Below are 16,874 nucleotides of genomic sequence, written 5' to 3' on the forward strand. Positions count from 1 at the left end.
CCGAGCCTACGAGTTAGGCTGCGCCCGTGCGCCTTTTCGGTTGTTCCCACGACCAGAAAGGCGCACGTGCGCCGAAGGCGCTCTCCGTGGTCGTGCCCGCCTACAATTCCGCCGCCGTCATCGAGCAGACGGTCCGCCGGGTGGCCGAACGACTGGCCGGTCACGACGTCGAGATCATCGTCGTGGAGAACGGCTCCACCGACGGCACCGTGGACATCTGCACCCGCCTCGCCGCGGACTGGGCGCCCGGGCCCGTGACGCTCACCGTCCTGCGGAGCGAGAAAGGCATGGGCAACGCGTTGCGGGCGGGCGCCGAGGCGAGTCGCGGCGCGCACGTCCTGCTGACCGCCGACGACCTGCCGTTCGGATTCGACGACCTCGACGGCGCGGAGAAGTTCGCCGACGGCCACGACGGCCGGCTGCCCGAAGTGCTGATCGGGTCCAAGGCCCACCCCGACTCGCAGGTGCGGCGCGGCGCGCTTCGGGGAACCCTGACGTGGGGTTTCGCGGCGCTGCGGCGGGTGGTCCTCGGGATGCGCACCGGCGACCCCCAGGGCACCGTCCTGATGGACGGAGACCTGATTCGCGGCCTGGTCCCCGACCTCGTCGAGCCCGGGTTCCTGTTCACCACCGAACTCGTCTACCTCGCGGAGCGCGCGGGCCTCGTCCCGGTCGAGGTGCCGGTGCGTCTGAGCGCCGACCACGACAGCCACGAAACCCGCATATCCAGGGCCGATGTGCTCGCGATGGGGGTGGGACTGTTCCGGCTGCGGGCCCGTCACCGGGACGGAGGTCGCCTCGCATGGTCGGGGAGCGCTTCGCGAGGTTGATACCCTGCGAACCGAGAAGAGGATCGTGCCGTCGCGTTGGTGCGGTCCAGCCCACCTCTCGCGGGGAACAGTAGGAGCACTATGAACGAGTCTGCGTCGGTAGCACCTGTGGACGGGAGCACGGCCGCGGTCCGGAGTGCTCTCACCGAGCATCGCGCACCCGACCGCCTGGTGGTGGCGCGAGGTCTGTTCACGGGACCGACCACCCGGGTGAAGGACGACCTGTACGCCAGGATCGTCAAGGGGCGCGCCCACCGCGAGCGGCACGTCGTGCACCTCGAGAAGGGTGCGACGGTCGACACCGACACCTACTTCGGCCGGTTCGCGGCCAGCTACTACCAGCGCTGGACCACGGTCACCGACGTGACCGTCGGTTTCCGCCACGAGGCCGACGGCCGCGCCGTGGTGGCGCTGCGCGGCTCCGATTCGGGCGGCAACTCCCGCATCCTGTCGACGACGGAGATCGACGGCACGGGCACGGCGACTCTGTCCGCGAAGCTCGACGCCTACCTCGACGGCGGCTCCCTGTGGGTGGAGTTCACCGCCGTCGACGGCGCCCTCGCCGTGAGTGAACTGGAGTGGACCGTCGCCGCGCCGTCGGTGATCCGTCCCGCCGCGATCGCGATCTGCACGTTCAACCGCGCCGACGACTGCGCCGAGACCGTCGCCGCCATCGCGAACGACCCGACGATGGCGTCCGGCATCGACGCCGTGTACGTCGTCGACCAGGGCAGCGACCACGTGTCGGACCGGGAGAAGTTCACCGAGGTCGCCGAGATCCTGGGCGACAAGCTCGTCTACCTGCGGCAGCCGAACCTCGGCGGGGCCGGCGGCTTCACCCGCGGCATGTACGAGGTGTCGGGCATCAACGAGCACGCCAACCTGATCCTGATGGACGACGACATCTTGTGCGAGCCGGAGTCGATCCTGCGGATGAACGCGTTCGCCAACGTCACCACCGAGCCGACGCTCGTCGGCGCGCAGATGCTGTACCTGATGAACCCGGAGCACTTGCACGTCAGCGCGGAGGAAGCGGACCTGTCGAAGCTGAAGGCGGGCCGCTGGGCGGCCGGGTCGCGGCACGACATCAACTTGCTGAAGAAGAAGCAGCACAAGCGCGTCGACGCCGGCTACAACGCGTGGTGGTCGTGCCTGATCCCCGCCGAGGTGGTCGCGCAGATCGGGCTCCCGCTGCCGATGTTCTTCCAGTGGGACGACATCGAGTACGGTATCCGCGCCCGCGCGGCCGGATTCGTCACGGTCACGCTGCCCAATGCCGGTGTGTGGCACGCGGACTTCCACTGGAAGGACCGCGACGACTGGGCCAAATACTTCAGCATCCGCAACTCGCTGATCGCCGCCGCGCTGCACAGCGACTTCGACGCCAAGTCGCTGAGCAAGATGATGACGCGGGAGATCACCCAGTACCTCGTGTCGATGCAGTACGGGTTGGCGTACACCATGATTCGCGGCATCGAGGACTTCCTCGAGGGTCCGAAGGTCCTCGAGGACGGCGGTCAGGCCGTGCTGGCGGCGATCCGGGAGGAGCGCAAGCGGTTCCCTGAGACCGTCAAGCATCCCGCGACGAACATTCCCGGTGTCCGCAACTCCGACCTCGTCACCCGGTACGCCGGTTTCGAGCCGGACAAGAGCAAGATCGACCTCGTCCTCGCCAAGCGTGCGGCGTACCAGTGGCTCGGCCGCACCCAGCACGGTGTCGCGAGTATCCCTGTGGCCGAGGCGCACTGGTGGCACGTGTCGCTGTTCGACACCGCCGTCATCACCGACGCCTCCCAGTCCGGGGTGCGGGTGCGCCGCCGCGACAAGGAGACCGCGCGTGAACTCACGGCCCGGACCGCGAAGCTGATGAAACGGTTCCGCGAGGATGCGGCGTCGACGCAGCGTCAGTACCGGGACGCGTTGCCGCAGCTCACCAGCCGGGAGAACTGGGCTCGCCTGTACGGTCAGTGACGTTGCCCGGACCGTCGCCGGCCCGCGATGTGCGTGGGCTGTCGCGGGATTCGCTGCTCGTCTTCGCTGTCGGTGTGCTGCTCGGTGCGGCGTGGAGTTGGCGTCCGTCGTTCTGGTACGACGAGGTCGCGACGCTGTATTCGAGTCAGCGATCCCGGGCGGACCTGTCGAACCTGCTCGGCCACATCGACGCCGTGCACGGCCTGTACTACGTCGCGATGCGGTACTGGTTCGCGGTGTTCGGGGCTTCGGAGTTCTCGGCGCGGTTCCCGAGCGCCCTGGCCGTGGGCGCCGCGGGCGCGGGTGTGGTGGTGCTCGGTGCGCTGATCTCGACCCGGCGGGTGGCGGTGCTGTCGGGGCTCCTGTTCGTGATCCTGCCCAGCGTCACGTGGGCGGCCGCGGAGGCCCGCGGGTACGCGGCCACGGCGGCGGCCGCGGTCTGGCTGACCGTGATTCTCCTTGCCGCACTGAGACTCCGGCGGTGGTGGCTGTGGGCGCTGTACGCCGCGGGCCTGGCCGTGTCGATCGTGTTGTTCGTCTACCTCCTCACGCTGGTGCCCGCGCACCTGCTGACGCTCCTGCTGCTGCGCGCGGCCCGGCGGTCCTGGCTCGGATGGGCGTCGGCTGTGGCGGTGGGGATGGCGGTCGCGGCGCCGTTCGTGGCGCTGGTGCGCCGAGAAGCGGTCCAGGTCGCGTGGATCCCGCCGCTCGACGGCCACCTGCCGCGGGCCGTGGCCGAGTACCAGTGGTTCGTCGGCGCGCCGTGGTTCGCGGTGCTGTTCGCCGTGCTGGTGGCGGCCGGGGCGGCGGCCCTGGTGCGCGGTCGCCGGCTGCCCCCGGTGCTGTCCGTCGCGCTGCCGTGGGTCGCGGTGCCGATGGCGCTGCTGCTCGCCTATTCGCTGCTGCGCAGCCCGGTGTACCTCCCGCGGTACTTCACGTTCACGACGCCGGCGGTGGCGCTGATCGGCGGACTCTGCCTGGCCGCGCTGACCCGGAGATGGTGGCAGGCCGCCGCGGTGCTGGCCGTGTTCGCGGTCGCCGCGTCGCCGGGGTACGTCGCCCAGCGCGAGCAGTGGGCGAAACCCAGCGGCATGGACTTCAGCACCGTCAACGTCTTCGCCGGGCAGCACCTCCGGCCCGGTGACTGCGTGCTGTTCGACAAACCGGCGTGGAACCCCACGTCGCTGCGGCTCGTCAAGGACGTGCGGCCGGAGGCGTTCGACGGGACCCGCGACATCGGGCTCGGGACCACCGCCGCGAGCCGGGGGTCGCTGTGGGACGACGAACTCGCCGTCCCGGACCTCGCCGGCGCGCTCGACTCCTGCTCCGTGGTCTGGTTCTTCACCGACTACGAACGCGACAGCGAGCGCATCATCCGGCACACGTCCAACGAGGTGTGGAGGCTGCCGCCGTACCACTTCGAGGACACCGAGGCGTTCGCCGCGCTCACTAGGTCCGGATTGCGGATCGACGACCGCGCGACGTTCAACGTCACCCAGGCGGTGAAGCTGGTGCGGTGATCCGCACGACCACCTGCTCGTGGTTGGCGGTGTAGCTGAGGTACTCGAATCCGACGTCGGTGCGGTCGACGAACTCCGTCCACGCCCGGTACTCGTGCGCCTGCCAGCCGGGGAAGTTGAAGAACTCGTCGAACACGATCACCGTGCCCGCGACGAGCCGTTGTTCGAGCCGGTCGAGCACCGACTTCGTCGACGAGTACAGGTCGGCGTCGAGATGCACGAACGACACCGGTCCGGGGTGCTTCTCGAGGAAGCCCGACAGCGTGTCCTCGAACAGTCCGGGCACCAACTCCGCACCCCGCACCTTGGGCAGTTTCTCCTGCGCGAACTCCCCGGCCGGGAACCCGGTGCGCCACGTCTGCGGCAACCCGGAGAACACGTCGAACCCGAACACCTCGTGCTCGGCGTCCTTCAACTCTTCGACGATGATCCGGAGCGTCGTGCCCGACGCCACCCCGAATTCGAGGGCCAGTCCCTCGACCTCCACCTGCGACAGTCCGTAGCGCAACGTGTCCTGCGGGTTCCAGAACACGGGCGCCTTCGGCATGTGCTCGAGCACGAACTCCGCGGCCTCCTTCGTGGCCCGCACGTCCAGCGCCTGGGTGATGTCGCGGCGGGCCTGCTGCTCGAGCTCGCCGAGCCGCTGCTGGACGTCGGAGATCTCCATGCGGGCATCGGACAGCTCGGACAGCACCCTGGCCAGTTCCTGGTTGGTCGCGCTCAGCTCGGCGAGGGTCTGGTCGTGCTGGTTCTCGGTGAGCTCGCGGGACCGCCGGTCGGACTCGGCGACAACCTCGGACATGGCACGTTGAAACTTGAGACGGGCCTTTCTCCGAAGGTCGAACATATCTCCATGTTGCCACCCGCATCCCGGCTCAGGGAGTGAACCGGGATGCGGGGCGGACGCTCGGTCAGTGACCGCGACTGCGGTACATCTGGCGTTGCCAACGGGCGATGGTCTTCCACTCGCGCTCCCGCTCGGCCCGCAGCCGTGCGTCGGTGCGGGACGCGATCCACCCGTTCTCGCGAATCAGCTTGCGGTAGCTGGTGAGTCTGCGTTCGGGTAGTTCGCCGCCCGCCACCGCGCCCTGGACCGCGCACCCGGGTTCGGCTTCGTGCGAGCAGTCCGCGAACCGGCACTGCGCCGCGAGTTCCTCGATCTCGGGGAACGTCTTGTCGATGCCGTCGGCCGCGTCCCACATGCCGACGCCCCGCAGGCCCGGCGTGTCGATCAGGGCGCCGCCGGACGGCAGCGGCAGAAGTTCCCGGTGTGCCGTCGTGTGCCGTCCCTTGTTGTCGCCCTCGCGGACGCGTCCGGTGGCGAGCACGTCCTCGCCGAGCAGCGCGTTCGCGAGCGTCGACTTGCCCGCGCCCGACGGTCCGATGAGGGCGACGGTCCCGTCGATCACTGCGGTGAGGATGTCGATGCCGTCGCCGGTATCGGCGCTCACCGCGACCACGGTCGCGCCCGGAGCCACCGCCGCCACTTCGGCGGTCGCGAGGGAAACGTCGTGCACGGTATCGGATTTGGTGAGGGCGACCACCGGCTGCGCGCCGCTCTCCCACGACAGTGCGAGCAGTCGTTCGATGCGCCCGAGATCGAGGGCGGTGTCCAGTGCGGCGGCGATCACCACCGTGTCGACGTTGGCCGCGAGGAGTTGCCCCTCGGACCGGCCGGACGCCGACGACCGGACGATCGCGCTGCGCCGGGGGAACAGGTCGGCGACGGCGATGTCGTCGCCGTGCCGGTGGAGTGTCACCCAGTCGCCGGTGCACAGGGTGTGCTCACCGGCGAGGGCGCGGACGACGCCGGCGGGCGCGGCGACGTCGCAGCGACCGCGGTCCACGCGGATCACCCGGCCGGGCTCGCGGCCGTCGTCGGGGTAACTGTCGAAGGTGTCGGAAAGAGTGTCGTTCCAGCCGTAGGGCAGGAGGTGTCCAGAATCGAACATGGTGGGTGTGATCCTCGGGTCGATGAGCGCCGACCGGACCACTGCGCGGGTTCGGTCAGGCGAGGGGGAAGGGGGAGTGGACGCACGCGGCGTCGACCGACGAGACAGTCATCGGACACTCACTCCTTCGCAGCACATCAGAATCTTTCGACCGGAACCCCACGATGCTCCCACCCGGCGGAACCCGGGCGCAACCGAATTCACGGCCGCTCGAACCGCTCCTGACGGCCCAGCTTGCGCAGCCGCATCCACTCCCGCAGACCCTGCGGATCACGCCGCGTGACGAGGAAGTACCACCCGAACCGCACCCATTCCTGCGGCAGCAGCTTCCGCATGCCCGGCTGGGACAGCAGATAGCCGCGGTTGCGGTAGGTGAAGAAGCGTTTCGTCTCGTTGTCCGGGTACTGGGTGTGCATCCGGCCGCCGAGGATCGGTTTGAACTCCTCCGCGCCGTTCGGGTGCACGTACGCCGTCTGCAGGCACGTGCCGAACGGCAGCCCCGACCGCACCAGCCGCCGGTGCACCTCCACCTCGTCGCCGCGGACGAACAGACGCAGGTCGGGGACGCCGACCGTGTCGATCGCCGACGCCCGGAACAGGGCGCCGTTGAACAGCGACGCGATGCCCGGCAGCAGGTCGGCCGAGTCGTCGCCGTCGGTGAACAGTTCGGACCGCAGCCGACGCCACTCGACGCCGCGGCGCAGCGGGAACGCGAGACGGTCGGGGTCGTCGATGTCGCAGACCACGGGGGAGACTTCGGCGAGCCCGTGCCGCTGGGCGCAGTCGAGCAGCGTCTCCAGGACTTTCGGCCCCTCGGGCCTGCCGTCGTCGTCGGCGAGCCACACCCAGTCGGCGCCGAGCGAGAGGGCGTACAGAATCCCCAGGGCGAAGCCGCCCGCCCCGCCCAGATTGTGCTGCGACCCGAGGTAGCTGGTGGGGATCCCGGCCGATTCGACGAGTGCGCGCACGTCGTCCTCGGCGGCGTTGTCCACGACCACCAGATGGTCCAGCGGACGCGTCTGCGAGCCGAGGACCTTCAGCGACTCCGCCAGCAGTTCACGGCGTTTGTGGGTGACGACGACGCCGACGATCCGCTCGGCAGCAGCGCTCACGCGGACTCCGCCTCGGCTTCCGCGGCCGTGCGAACGGGACGCTCGTTCGATCCGACGCTACGGGCGTCCCGTTCGGCCGCGCGGGTCAGCCCGGACTTCTCCCGGTCCATCTCGTAGATCACGTGGCGGACGTGGTCGGCGGCGTCGTCGCCCTCGTACGCGCGGACGACGTCCTCGATGCCGCCCTCCTGCCGGATCTGACCGTGGTCGATCCACATGGCCCGGTCGCACAGCTGGGCGAGGAACTCGTTGGAGTGGCTGGCGAACACCAGGATTCCGGACCGCTCCACCAGCGCCTGCAGCCGCACGCGCGCCTTCTTCATGAACTCCGCGTCGACGGCGCCGATGCCCTCGTCGAGCAGCAGGATCTCCGGGTCGATGCTGGTGACCACGCCCATCGCGACACGCACCCGCATGCCGGTGGAATACGTGCGCAGCGGCATCGACAGGTACTCGCCCAGCTCGGTGAAGTCGGCGATCTCGTCCATCTTCGCGAGCATCTGCTTACGGGTCTGCCCGAGGAACAGCCCGCGGATGATGATGTTCTCGTAGCCCGAGATCTCGGGGTCCATGCCCACACCGAGGTCGAAGACCGGGGCCACGCGGCCGCGGATGCTCGCGCTGCCGCGGGTGGGCTCGTAGATGCCGGACAGCAACCGCAGCAGCGTCGACTTGCCGGCACCGTTGTGGCCGACCAGACCGATCCGGTCGCCTTCCTTCAGCGACAGGTTGATGTCGCGCAGGGCCTCGACCACCACGACGTCCGAGTTGTTGCGACCGATGGATCCGCCGGCCTTGCCGAGGAACGCCTTCTTCAGCGACCGCGACTTGGCGTCGAAGATCGGAAAGTCGACACAAGCGTCCCGCGTCTCGATACTCACATGTTCTGTCATGTCTTCAGACCCCTAAACCCAGTAGGGCACTCGGGCCCGGTACTTGCGAAGCGCGAGGATGGCGGCGGTCCACCCGACGACGGTGATGGCCAGCACGATGTACCAGTGGTACGCCTGCTGGTCCTGCCCGATCATCGGCGCGCGCACGATGTCGAGGTAGTGGAACAGCGGGTTCAGCTCGGCGAGCTTGACGCGCTCGGCGGCCTGACCGCCCTGCGCCTCGAGGCTCTGTGTGGTCCACATGATCGGTGTCAGCACGAACAGCAGCAGCGTCATGCTGCCGAGGATCGGCGCGATGTCCCGGTAGCGGGTGGAGAAGATGCCGAACATGATCGACACCCACGCCGCGTTGACGACGATCAGCGCGATCGCCGGGATCGCGGCCAGCGACGTCCAGGTCAGGTGCCGCCACACCCCGAACGCGAACAGCATGATCACGTAGATGACGAGGTTGTGCGCGAACAGCAGCAGTTGCCGCCACACCAGCCGGTACACGTGGACGCTCAGCGCCGACGGCAGCTGCTTGATCAGTCCCTCGTTGGCGATGAACACCTCGGACCCCTCGAGGATGCTCGCGCTGATCAGGTTCCAGACGATCAGACCCACAGTGACGTACGGCAGGAACTCGTCCAGCGGGATGTCCAGCAGGGCCGAGTAGAGGATGCCCATCGCCGCGGCCTGCACGCCGGTGGCGATGGTGATCCAGAACGGGCCGATCACCGACCGGCGGTAGCGCTGCTTGATGTCCTGCCAGCCGAGGCTCAGCCACAGCTCGCGCTGAGCGAAGCCGTCCCTGAGGTCCTTGAACGCGCGACGGAAGGTCTGCGAATCGGACGCCGGGAGCGGGCCGCCTGCGGCCTCGGTTTCGATAGCGGATGCTGACACGGGCACCGAGCCTACCGGGAGTCGAGTTCCATGCTGTTTCGCCCGTTGCTACAGGTACTGGCCGGTACCGCTCGACTGCGACCCCGGATCGTTGTTGTGCGGCCCGTGCGGGTTGCCCATGCTGATGCCCGGAGGCAGGGCTCCCTGACGCATCTGCTCCAGCTGGGAGCGGGCCGCCATCTGCTGGGCGAACAGGGCCGTCTGGATGCCGTGGAACAGTCCTTCCAGCCACCCCACCAGCTGTGCCTGCGCGATGCGGAGTTCGGCGTCGGTGGGGACGGTGTCGTCGGTGAAGGGCAGCGTGAGGCGTTCGAGTTCGTCGCGCAGTTCGGGGGCCAGGCCCTGCTCGAGTTCGCGGATCGACGACTTGTGGATCTCCTTCAACCGGTTGCGGCTGGCGTCGTCGAGCGGTGCTGCGCGCACCTCTTCGAGGAGCTGCTTGATCATCGTTCCGATGCGCATGACCTTGGCCGGCTGCTCCACCATGTCGGCGATCGACTCGGTGCCGTTCCCGTTCTCGGCTGCGGCGGCTCCCGCGGCGTCGGAGCCCTCGGGCTTGCTCGCCGCCTCGGCGACGGGAATCGCCATGGGCTGACCGTCGGGGCCGATCACGACTACGTGTTCATTCTCCGAGTTCGTCATGCCTCCATCTTGGCTGTTCCTGCGCGGCAGTGCGAAAGTGCGTCCGATTTGGCCCTTTCCATCTTTGTTGCATCTGGCAACAATCGATGGCTGGCTTCGACCGTATTGACTTGGGGTCTTAGAGTGTCGGGCATGGCTTACGACGTTGCCCGCGTTCGGGGACTCATCCCCTCACTCGGCGACGGTTGGATCCATCTCGATCCGCAGGCCGGCATGCAGATTCCGGACGCGGTGTCGCGCACTGTCTCCACGGCCTTCCGGGCTTCTGCCTCTTCGTCGACCGGACGACACGTGTCCAGCCGGCGCAGTGCGGCGGTTCTCGATGCGGCCCGAGCAGCCGTCGCCGACCTGGTCGGAGGCGATCCCGCCGGGGTCGTACTCGGACCCGACCGATCCGTTCTCCTGGCCTGGCTGGCGGAGTCGCTGAGCACGCGACTCGGTCTCGGAACCGGGCTCGTGCTCTCTCGCCTCGACGAGGAAGCGAACGTGGCCCCCTGGTTGCGCGTCGCCAGCCGCTACGGCGCCCAGGTGCGGTGGGCGGAGGTCGAGATCGAAACCTGCGAACTCCCCAGCTGGCAGTTCCAGGACCTCATCACCACCACGACGCGCCTGGTCGCACTCACCGCCGCCTCCCCGATCGTCGGCTCGGCGCCCGACGTCCGCGTCGCATCGGACCGCGTCCACGAAGTCGGCGGACTGATGGTCGTCGACGCGATCGGCGCCGCCCCCTACGCGCACGTCGACATCAACGAACTCGGAGCGGACGTCGTCGCCGTCGGTGCCACCTCCTGGGGCGGACCGCAGGTCGGGGCACTCGTCTTCCGCGACCCGTCGCTCCTCGACCGCATCCCGGCCGTGTCGCTCAACCCGTATGCGCGGGGTGTCGAACGTCTCGAGGTCGGGGTGCACCAGTTCGCGCTCCTCGCAGGCCTCACCACGTCGATCGACTTCCTCGCGAACCTCGACGAGTCGGCCACCGGTTCCCGGCGCGAGAAGCTCGAGGCATCCATCAGCTCGCTGCAGAACTACCAGGACACCCTGTTCGACCACCTCATGTCCTCGCTGAAGCGGCTACCGCAGGTCATGGTCATCGGCCGGTCGCCGAGCCGGGTCCCGACGCTCAGCTTCACCGTCGCCGGAGTCTCGGCCGACAAGGTCGCGTCGCACCTCGCCGACAAGCGCATCGCCACCGTCAGCGGCGTCCACGGCGGCTCCCGGCTGCTCGACGCCCTGGGTGTCAACGACGAGGGCGGCGCCGTCACCATCGGTCTCGCGCCGTACACCACCCGCTATGAGATCGACCAGCTCGTCAACGAGCTCGCCACCCTCGGCTGAACACAGCCGACAGGCCCGGTGTGACATTCGTTGCACCGGAGGGGGACGGCGAATGTCACACCGGGCGAAGCGTCAGTTCCGCGGGATCGTCAGGATCACCTTGCCGACGGTGTCGGCGGAGTCGAGCAGCTCGTGTCCGCGCGGCGCCTCGGTGATCGGCAGTTCCGCCGAGACGATGGGATGCACCGCGCCCTCCGCGATCAGCGGCCACAGCCGCTTGCGGACGTCGGCGACGATGTCGGCCTTGCCCTCGCGACCCGACTCGGGGCGCCCCCGCAGTCCGGCGGCCGTCACGTGGGCGCGTTTGGCCAGCACCTTGCCCAGGTCCAGTTCGCCCTTGCGGCCGCCCTGCATGCCGATGACGACGAGCCGGCCGTCGGCGGCGAGCGCGTCGACATTGCGGTCCAGGTAGGCGCCGCCCATGTTGTCGAGGATCACGTCGGCGCCGTGTCCGTCCGTCGCCTTGCGGATCTCGTCGACGAAATCGGCTTCCCGATAGTTGACGAGGATGTCGGCGCCGAGTTCGCGGCAGCGCGCCAGTTTCTCCTCGGATCCGGCGGTGACGGCCACGCGGGCTCCCAGCGCGACGCCCACCTGGATGGCGTGGGTGCCGATGCCGCCGCCACCGCCGTGCACCAGCAGCACGTCGCCGCGGGACAGTCCGGCGCCCATCACGACGTTCGCCCACACCGTGCACGCGACCTCCGGCAGCGACGCCGCGACGAGCAGATCGACGCCCTCGGGCAGCGGCAGAAGCTGCGACGCGGGGACGGCCACCTTCTCCGCGTAGCCGCCGCCGGCCAGCAGCGCACACACCTGGTCACCGACGGACCAGCCGGACACTCCCTCGCCGAGTTCGGCGATCGTGCCGGAGCATTCGAGCCCGAGGATGTCGCTGGCCCCGGGCGGCGGTGGATAGAACCCCTGACGCTGCAACAGGTCGGCGCGGTTGACGGCCGTCGCGGCGACGTCGAGGAGAACGTGACCGGGGGGAAGTTGCGGGTCCGGCTGCTCGGCCCACGTCATGACTTCGGGGCCGCCCGGCTTATCGATCGTGATCGCATACATGGGAACGACGCTAGCGAAACGCACCCGCGTCCGGTGCCCGCGACCGGTCCAAGCGACCGCTCGGACTCTTCCGCCACCGCACGCTACTGGAAAGTAATGTCGGACTACTAGAATGTGAACCTGTGACAGCAGAAACTTCCGACGCCGAAGCCGCGACCAACTGGTTGACGGCGGCCGAGATGCGCGCCTGGCGCGGATACATGGACGGCAACCAGCGGCTGATGGACGTCCTCAACCGGGATCTGCAGGAGAAACACGACCTCTCCCTCGCGGACTACCGGATTCTGGTGCTGCTGTCCGAGTCGCCGGACGGTTCGCTGCGCATGAGCGACCTCGCGGACGGCGTCCTCTCCTCCCGCAGCCGCCTCACCCACCAGATCCGGCGGATGGAAGCGCAGGGCATGGTCACCCGCGACACCTGCCTCGAGGACGGCCGCGGGGTGCTCGCCGTCATCACCGACGAAGGTCGCGCCCGGCTCGCCGACGCGGCCCCCACCCATGTGGCCGGGGTGCGCAGCAACCTCGTCGATCTGCTCACCAAGTCTCAGCTCAAGGTTCTCGCCGAGGTGTTCGAACGCGTCGACAAGGCCATCGGCGACCGCTGACCGGTTGCCCGATGCCGCCTCCGTACCGATAAGATCGCCCACGGAAGCGTGGCAGAGCGGCCGAATGCACTCGCCTTGAAAGCGAGCGTGGCGTTAAACCCACCGGGGGTTCAAATCCCTCCGCTTCCGCAGAGTGAAAAGGCTCTGATCTGGTGATGGATGCCAGGTCGGAGCCTTTTTCGTTGCGGTGACCGGTGAGGGTCAGCCGGCCCGTGCCCACGTTTTGCCCACACGTGCCGCGGATCGAGCCTGATCGAACATTGAACGGGACTGGAGCAACGAGCCCTATCGCGTTGACGTGGTTGTCGGATCTGAGCACACTTGGGTTGACGCAGTTGACCCGATGGGAGGGCCCATATGGACACCCTGGTCGAGCAGGAACGCAAGCTCATGGCCCTTCTCACCCGCCGCGTCCACGAGACTTTCACCAACGCGCGCGCGGCCGGCGTCCCCGCCGAGGTCTTCGACGACGTCGAATCGATCGCCGCGTCGATGGCCGCGGCACTGCCCACCACCCACGTCTACGACCTGCTGGTGGGCCCGTTCTACGACACCGGCGGCCTGACCCGGTGGTGGGGCATCAGCCGCCAGGCGGTCAACAAGGCTGTCGCCGCAGGCACCGTGATCGCCTGCCGGCTCGACGACGGCCAGTGGGTCTACCCGACGTGGCAGTTCACGGACGCGAGAACGGTGCATCCGCACCTGATCGCCCTGTGGAAGGCTCTGCGCACAGCCGCCGACCCGTGGACCTGCGCGGTCTGGCTGCGCAGCCCGCAGCCCGAACTCGGCGACCGCACTGCGGTCGACTGGGTCACCACCGGCCGCTCTGTCGAGGAGCCGCTAGCGCTGGCCCGGGCCGACGCGGAGCGGTGGGCCGCGTGATACGAGACTCCGTTGCCCTCCGCCCTCCGGCCCGTCCGCTGCAGCATTTCCCCGGTTGCGAGCTCACCGCGGCGCAGGCGCTGCACCGCGGACACAACAAGGGGAACGGTCCGTGGTGGTTCTCCTCCTCCTCCGGCGGCGGCCGGTTCGATCTGACACCGCCACGGGGCACCTGCTACCTCGCGCTCGACGAGCTCACCGCGATCCGGGAGACCGTCGGGGCGGCGCTGGCGACGACGGGGATCATCAGCGAGGACTTCGCCGCAGTACGCCAGCTGTCGACCCTGGTCGTGCCTCACGCACACCGCATGGCCGACACCTGCGCGGACGCGGCCGCGGATCTCGGTTTGACCCGAGAATTGTCGTCCATGACCCCCTACTCGGTGCCGCAGGAATGGGCCGCCGCGTTCGAGGCCGTCAGCTTCACCGGCCTGCGGTACCAGACCCGCTTCACCACCGGCCCGAGCGCCAACGCAGTGGCGCTGTTCGGGGAGGCGGGTGAGGCGGACTGGCCGACCGACCCGAGTCCCGAGCCGCTCGCGGTGGCCGCTCGCCGGCACGGCCTCACCGTCGCCCGCCCGCCGCGGTCGGTGCGCATTATCTCGCCGCCGACGAGCTGATCCGGCTCCACGGCCACACCACCAGGGCTGCTGTCGTTTCCTACTTCTTCCGCGGTTTCGGTTGCTTCGGCGGCAGTTCGGCGATCTCGGCGAGCGCGCGTTCGATCCACGGCGTGGCGAGGTCCGGGGTGTCCCGCCACCGGTCGGGGATGGCCAGGTATTCGCGCATCGGCTTCTCACCCGGTCCGAATCCGCCGACGCCGTCGGTGGACGCCAGTTCAGCTTTCGCCTGCTCGTTCAGGAGCCGCACCCCGACGCTCGGTCCGAGCAGCCCGGCGAACATGTTGCCGTTCACGAACGCGCCCAGGTTGCCGAACATCGGTTTCACCTCGACGCCGGGGGTGTCGGGGATCAGCGAGCGGAAGAACTGCTTGTCCTCCTCGGAGGGTTTGGGCATCTTCACGGTTACTGATCCTGACGTTCCTCGGGCGTCATGATGCTGAACGTCGCGCCCTGCGGGTCGGCGACACCCGCCATGCGGCCGACGGTGGGAATGTCCATCGCTTCTTCGACGATCGTGCCGCCGAGTTCGACGACCTTGGCGGCGCTCGCGTCGACGTTCTCGACGGCGAAGTACACCCGCCAGTGATTGGGGGTGCCGGGCGTCATCGGCTGACCGCAGCCCCCGACCTGATCCTCGCCCACCTCCAGCAGGTGGTACGTGTATTCCGGTCCCATCGACATCGTCGACGACGTGATCCCGAAGACGGTGTTGTAGAACGCGAGCGCCTTGTCGACGTCGGCGGTGTTCAGTTCGTTCCACAGGCACGCGCCCGGGTCGCCGACGAGCGAGGCCCCGATGTGCCTGTTCGCCTGCCACAATCCGACGGCCGCTCCGGTGGGGTCGGTGACGAAGGACATGCGGCCTGCGTCCGAGATGTCGAACGCCGGCATCAGCACCTGGCCGCCGGCGCCGGGTACCTTCGCGACCGTCGCGTCGACGTCGTCGACCGCGATGTAGGTGTTCCAGTTCGCAGGCGCCCCCGCCTTCGCGGCGTCGGGCGGCAGTGGCGCGATGGCGGCGACGTTCTCGCCGCGCACCGTGGCCATCGAGTAGACGGGGCCCTCGGGCATCGGCCGGTCGTCGTATTCCCAGCCGAGCAGTTCCGAATAGAACTTCTTGGCGGCGTCCTGATCGCTGGTTTGGAGGTCTACCCAGCTCGGTGTTCCCTGGGCGTATTCCGACTTGTTGGGCATGACTGGACCTTTCCGTGTGAGGTGTCAGGCCGCCGGGACGGGGTGGCGGCCGGTGTAGGCGATGAGCCGGGTCACCGCGTCGCTGGTGTGCGGGGTGGGTACGGGGTCGTCGAACCCGACTGTTTTCCTGCCTTCGGGCGAGATGATCTTGTGTGCCAACGCCAGCACGTATTCGGCGAGCGGCTCCGATACTGCCACGTCGCCGCCGGTCGCTGCCGCGAAATCCCAGGCGTGAACCAGGAATTCGATCGACAGGATCCCCGCCGCGAGGGTTGCGGGGAAACTGTTCGTCCCGAGCGTCACGGTGCCGTCGACGCCGCGATTGCGCCACGCCTCCAGCGCGGGCTGGGCGAGGTCGGCGATTCTGGCCTCGACGGGTTTGCCGGGGTCGTCGTCGAACGTCGCGCCCGCCGCGCCGCCGAGGGAGGTGATCGAACCGGCCAGATGATCGGCGAGCTGCGAGACGGTGAACTCGGTGCACGGCGTCTGCCGGGACATGTCGTCGGCCGTGACGCCGCGCAAGACGTGCTGCACGACGGCCAATGTCGCCTCGGCGCTGGACAGTTCGTCGAGTGGATCCGGTGCGGCCGCCCAGTCGTCGGGCCCCGCGTCGCTCGTCTGCGCGGCGGCGACGAGCCGGTCGAGGTAATGGTTCCAGCCTTCCGCGTGGCGGGCGGCCTGTTCGGCGGTCAGCCCGTCGTGCACGAGGCGCACCTCGGTGCCGCCGGCGGTCGGGGTGAGAGTGACCGTCACGGTGGACGATCCGGGTGGGAGTTCTTCGTCGCCTTCCCAGCCCCACCCGAACACCACCCGCTGTCCGGGCACGACCTCCCGGAAGGTGCCCGCCGCCGAGTGTCCGGGAACCACGGTCCACCGGTATTCGCCGCCGGCCTGCAGATCGACGCGGGCCGCGACGGTCTGCCACCGCCGCAATCGGTCCGGTCTGGTGACGAGATCGAACGTGGCGTCCGGGTCCAGCGGGACGACGACGGTCTTGTCGAATGGCATCAGCTGTCTCCTTTGGATCCTGCTTCGTCGGTGGCATCCGCTACGAGGCGGTCGAGTTCGTCGATCCAGAAGGAGTCGAACAACGTGCGGAGCTGTGCGAGTCCCTGAGGGTCGAGCCGGTAATACCTGAAGCGTCCGTCCTTGCGCGCGGTGACCAGCCCGGCCTCGGTGAGCACCCGGAGATGTTGCGAGATCGCAGACCGGCTCGCGGGGAAGTGTGCGGCGAGGTTGTTGACGGTCTGTTCACCTGCTGTCAGCAGTTGCATGAGGCGTCTCCGGGTGGGCTCAGCTGCGACTTCCAACTGATCGAGCACAACCAATACGTTAGTCGTGACTAACGCGTTGTGCAATGGG

16 protein-coding genes, 1 tRNA gene and 1 pseudogene are annotated in these 16,874 nt (G+C 68.7%); 8 read left to right on the plus strand and 10 right to left on the minus strand.

What is annotated here, in order from left to right:
- Positions 1-26: 26 nt before the first annotated feature.
- The 3 genes from I1A62_RS29535 to I1A62_RS29545 all read left to right on the plus strand — a co-directional run bounded on the left by I1A62_RS29535 (position 27) and on the right by I1A62_RS29545 (position 4,321).
- The gene (locus I1A62_RS29535) at positions 27-830 is read left to right on the plus strand and encodes a glycosyltransferase (protein ID WP_219455796.1); all 804 of its coding nucleotides are present in this window, start codon (positions 27-29) and stop codon (positions 828-830) included.
- Between the two features lie 81 nt (positions 831-911).
- The gene (locus I1A62_RS29540; RefSeq protein WP_087561242.1) at positions 912-2,801 is read left to right on the plus strand and encodes a glycosyltransferase; all 1,890 of its coding nucleotides are present in this window, start codon (positions 912-914) and stop codon (positions 2,799-2,801) included.
- Positions 2,798-4,321 carry a mannosyltransferase gene (locus tag I1A62_RS29545; RefSeq protein ID WP_219455798.1) on the plus strand — a complete coding sequence of 508 codons (1,524 nt, stop codon included), beginning with the start codon at positions 2,798-2,800 and terminating at the stop codon, positions 4,319-4,321. Before I1A62_RS29540 ends, I1A62_RS29545 begins: the two co-directional genes overlap by 4 nt.
- Here I1A62_RS29545 and I1A62_RS29550 read toward each other — a convergent pair.
- The 6 genes from I1A62_RS29550 to I1A62_RS29575 all read right to left on the minus strand — a co-directional run bounded on the left by I1A62_RS29550 (position 4,293) and on the right by I1A62_RS29575 (position 9,805).
- On the minus strand, positions 4,293-5,168 hold the full coding sequence (locus I1A62_RS29550; RefSeq protein WP_219455800.1) for a class I SAM-dependent methyltransferase: 876 nt from the start codon (positions 5,166-5,168) through the stop codon (positions 4,293-4,295). The two genes, I1A62_RS29545 and I1A62_RS29550, sit on opposite strands and share 29 nt — an antisense overlap.
- 64 nt (positions 5,169-5,232) lie before the next feature.
- Positions 5,233-6,315, minus strand: a complete 1,083-nt coding sequence (rsgA, locus tag I1A62_RS29555; RefSeq protein ID WP_219455802.1) for a ribosome small subunit-dependent GTPase A — start codon at positions 6,313-6,315, stop codon at positions 5,233-5,235.
- A 158-nt stretch (positions 6,316-6,473) separates the two neighbouring features.
- A complete protein-coding gene (locus I1A62_RS29560; protein ID WP_124394230.1) occupies positions 6,474-7,385 on the minus strand; it encodes a glycosyltransferase in 912 nt (303 codons plus the stop codon).
- Entirely contained in the window at positions 7,382-8,278 is an 897-nt protein-coding gene (locus I1A62_RS29565) for an ABC transporter ATP-binding protein (RefSeq protein WP_124394231.1), read from the minus strand. The genes I1A62_RS29560 and I1A62_RS29565 overlap by 4 nt, the downstream gene beginning before the upstream one ends.
- A gap of 12 nt (positions 8,279-8,290) precedes the next feature.
- Positions 8,291-9,163 (minus strand): ABC transporter permease, encoded by an 873-nt coding sequence (locus I1A62_RS29570; RefSeq protein WP_124394232.1) that lies wholly within the window; start codon positions 9,161-9,163, stop codon positions 8,291-8,293.
- 48 nt (positions 9,164-9,211) lie between these two features.
- Positions 9,212-9,805, minus strand: a complete 594-nt coding sequence (locus tag I1A62_RS29575; protein ID WP_124394233.1) for a bacterial proteasome activator family protein — start codon at positions 9,803-9,805, stop codon at positions 9,212-9,214.
- 132 nt (positions 9,806-9,937) lie between these two features.
- Between I1A62_RS29575 and I1A62_RS29580 the strand changes: the two genes are divergently transcribed.
- Positions 9,938-11,140: a cysteine desulfurase-like protein gene (locus I1A62_RS29580; RefSeq protein WP_012691164.1), complete on the plus strand. Its 1,203-nt coding sequence runs from the start codon at positions 9,938-9,940 to the stop codon at positions 11,138-11,140.
- Positions 11,141-11,212: 72 nt separating this feature from the next.
- On the opposite strand, the gene I1A62_RS29585 is transcribed toward I1A62_RS29580, so the two are convergent.
- Positions 11,213-12,208 carry an NAD(P)H-quinone oxidoreductase gene (locus tag I1A62_RS29585; RefSeq protein ID WP_219455804.1) on the minus strand — a complete coding sequence of 332 codons (996 nt, stop codon included), beginning with the start codon at positions 12,206-12,208 and terminating at the stop codon, positions 11,213-11,215.
- Positions 12,209-12,330: 122 nt separating this feature from the next.
- On the opposite strand from I1A62_RS29585, the gene I1A62_RS29590 reads away from it, so the two are divergent.
- The 4 genes from I1A62_RS29590 to I1A62_RS29605 all read left to right on the plus strand — a co-directional run bounded on the left by I1A62_RS29590 (position 12,331) and on the right by I1A62_RS29605 (position 14,315).
- Entirely contained in the window at positions 12,331-12,813 is a 483-nt protein-coding gene (locus I1A62_RS29590) for a MarR family winged helix-turn-helix transcriptional regulator (protein WP_087561581.1), read from the plus strand.
- Positions 12,814-12,855: 42 nt separating this feature from the next.
- Positions 12,856-12,942: transfer RNA gene (locus I1A62_RS29595), tRNA-Ser, on the plus strand.
- A gap of 228 nt (positions 12,943-13,170) precedes the next feature.
- Positions 13,171-13,695 carry a hypothetical protein gene (locus I1A62_RS29600; RefSeq protein WP_124394235.1) on the plus strand — a complete coding sequence of 175 codons (525 nt, stop codon included), beginning with the start codon at positions 13,171-13,173 and terminating at the stop codon, positions 13,693-13,695.
- Entirely contained in the window at positions 13,692-14,315 is a 624-nt protein-coding gene (locus tag I1A62_RS29605) for an RES family NAD+ phosphorylase (RefSeq protein WP_219455807.1), read from the plus strand. Before I1A62_RS29600 ends, I1A62_RS29605 begins: the two co-directional genes overlap by 4 nt.
- 40 nt (positions 14,316-14,355) lie before the next feature.
- On the opposite strand, the gene I1A62_RS29610 is transcribed toward I1A62_RS29605, so the two are convergent.
- The 3 genes and pseudogenes from I1A62_RS29610 to I1A62_RS29620 all read right to left on the minus strand — a co-directional run bounded on the left by I1A62_RS29610 (position 14,356) and on the right by I1A62_RS29620 (position 16,834).
- Positions 14,356-14,718, minus strand: coding sequence for a TfoX/Sxy family protein (locus I1A62_RS29610; RefSeq protein WP_124394237.1), 363 nt, complete (start codon positions 14,716-14,718; stop codon positions 14,356-14,358).
- A 2-nt stretch (positions 14,719-14,720) separates the two neighbouring features.
- A complete protein-coding gene (locus I1A62_RS29615; protein ID WP_219455809.1) occupies positions 14,721-15,512 on the minus strand; it encodes a VOC family protein in 792 nt (263 codons plus the stop codon).
- Positions 15,513-15,536: 24 nt separating this feature from the next.
- Positions 15,537-16,834: pseudogene (locus I1A62_RS29620) on the minus strand (TIGR03086 family metal-binding protein).
- Between the last annotated feature and the right edge of the window lie 40 nt (positions 16,835-16,874).

Source organism: Rhodococcus sp. USK10, from assembly GCF_019378875.1.
GTDB classification, from domain to species: Bacteria; Actinomycetota; Actinomycetes; order Mycobacteriales; family Mycobacteriaceae; genus Rhodococcus_F; species Rhodococcus_F pseudokoreensis.

Excerpts from the sequence above, each read along its gene's own strand:
- I1A62_RS29585 (WP_219455804.1), bottom strand. The coding sequence starts at position 12,208 with ATGTATGCGATCACGATCGATAAGCCGGGCGGCCCCGAAGTCATGACG.
- I1A62_RS29575 (WP_124394233.1), bottom strand. The coding sequence starts at position 9,805 with ATGACGAACTCGGAGAATGAACACGTAGTCGTGATCGGCCCCGACGGT.
- I1A62_RS29600 (WP_124394235.1), top strand. The coding sequence starts at position 13,171 with ATGGACACCCTGGTCGAGCAGGAACGCAAGCTCATGGCCCTTCTCACC.
- I1A62_RS29580 (WP_012691164.1), top strand. The coding sequence starts at position 9,938 with ATGGCTTACGACGTTGCCCGCGTTCGGGGACTCATCCCCTCACTCGGC.
- I1A62_RS29615 (WP_219455809.1), bottom strand. The coding sequence starts at position 15,512 with ATGCCCAACAAGTCGGAATACGCCCAGGGAACACCGAGCTGGGTAGAC.
- I1A62_RS29550 (WP_219455800.1), bottom strand. The coding sequence starts at position 5,168 with ATGTTCGACCTTCGGAGAAAGGCCCGTCTCAAGTTTCAACGTGCCATG.
- I1A62_RS29565 (WP_124394231.1), bottom strand. The coding sequence starts at position 8,278 with ATGACAGAACATGTGAGTATCGAGACGCGGGACGCTTGTGTCGACTTT.
- I1A62_RS29540 (WP_087561242.1), top strand. The coding sequence starts at position 912 with ATGAACGAGTCTGCGTCGGTAGCACCTGTGGACGGGAGCACGGCCGCG.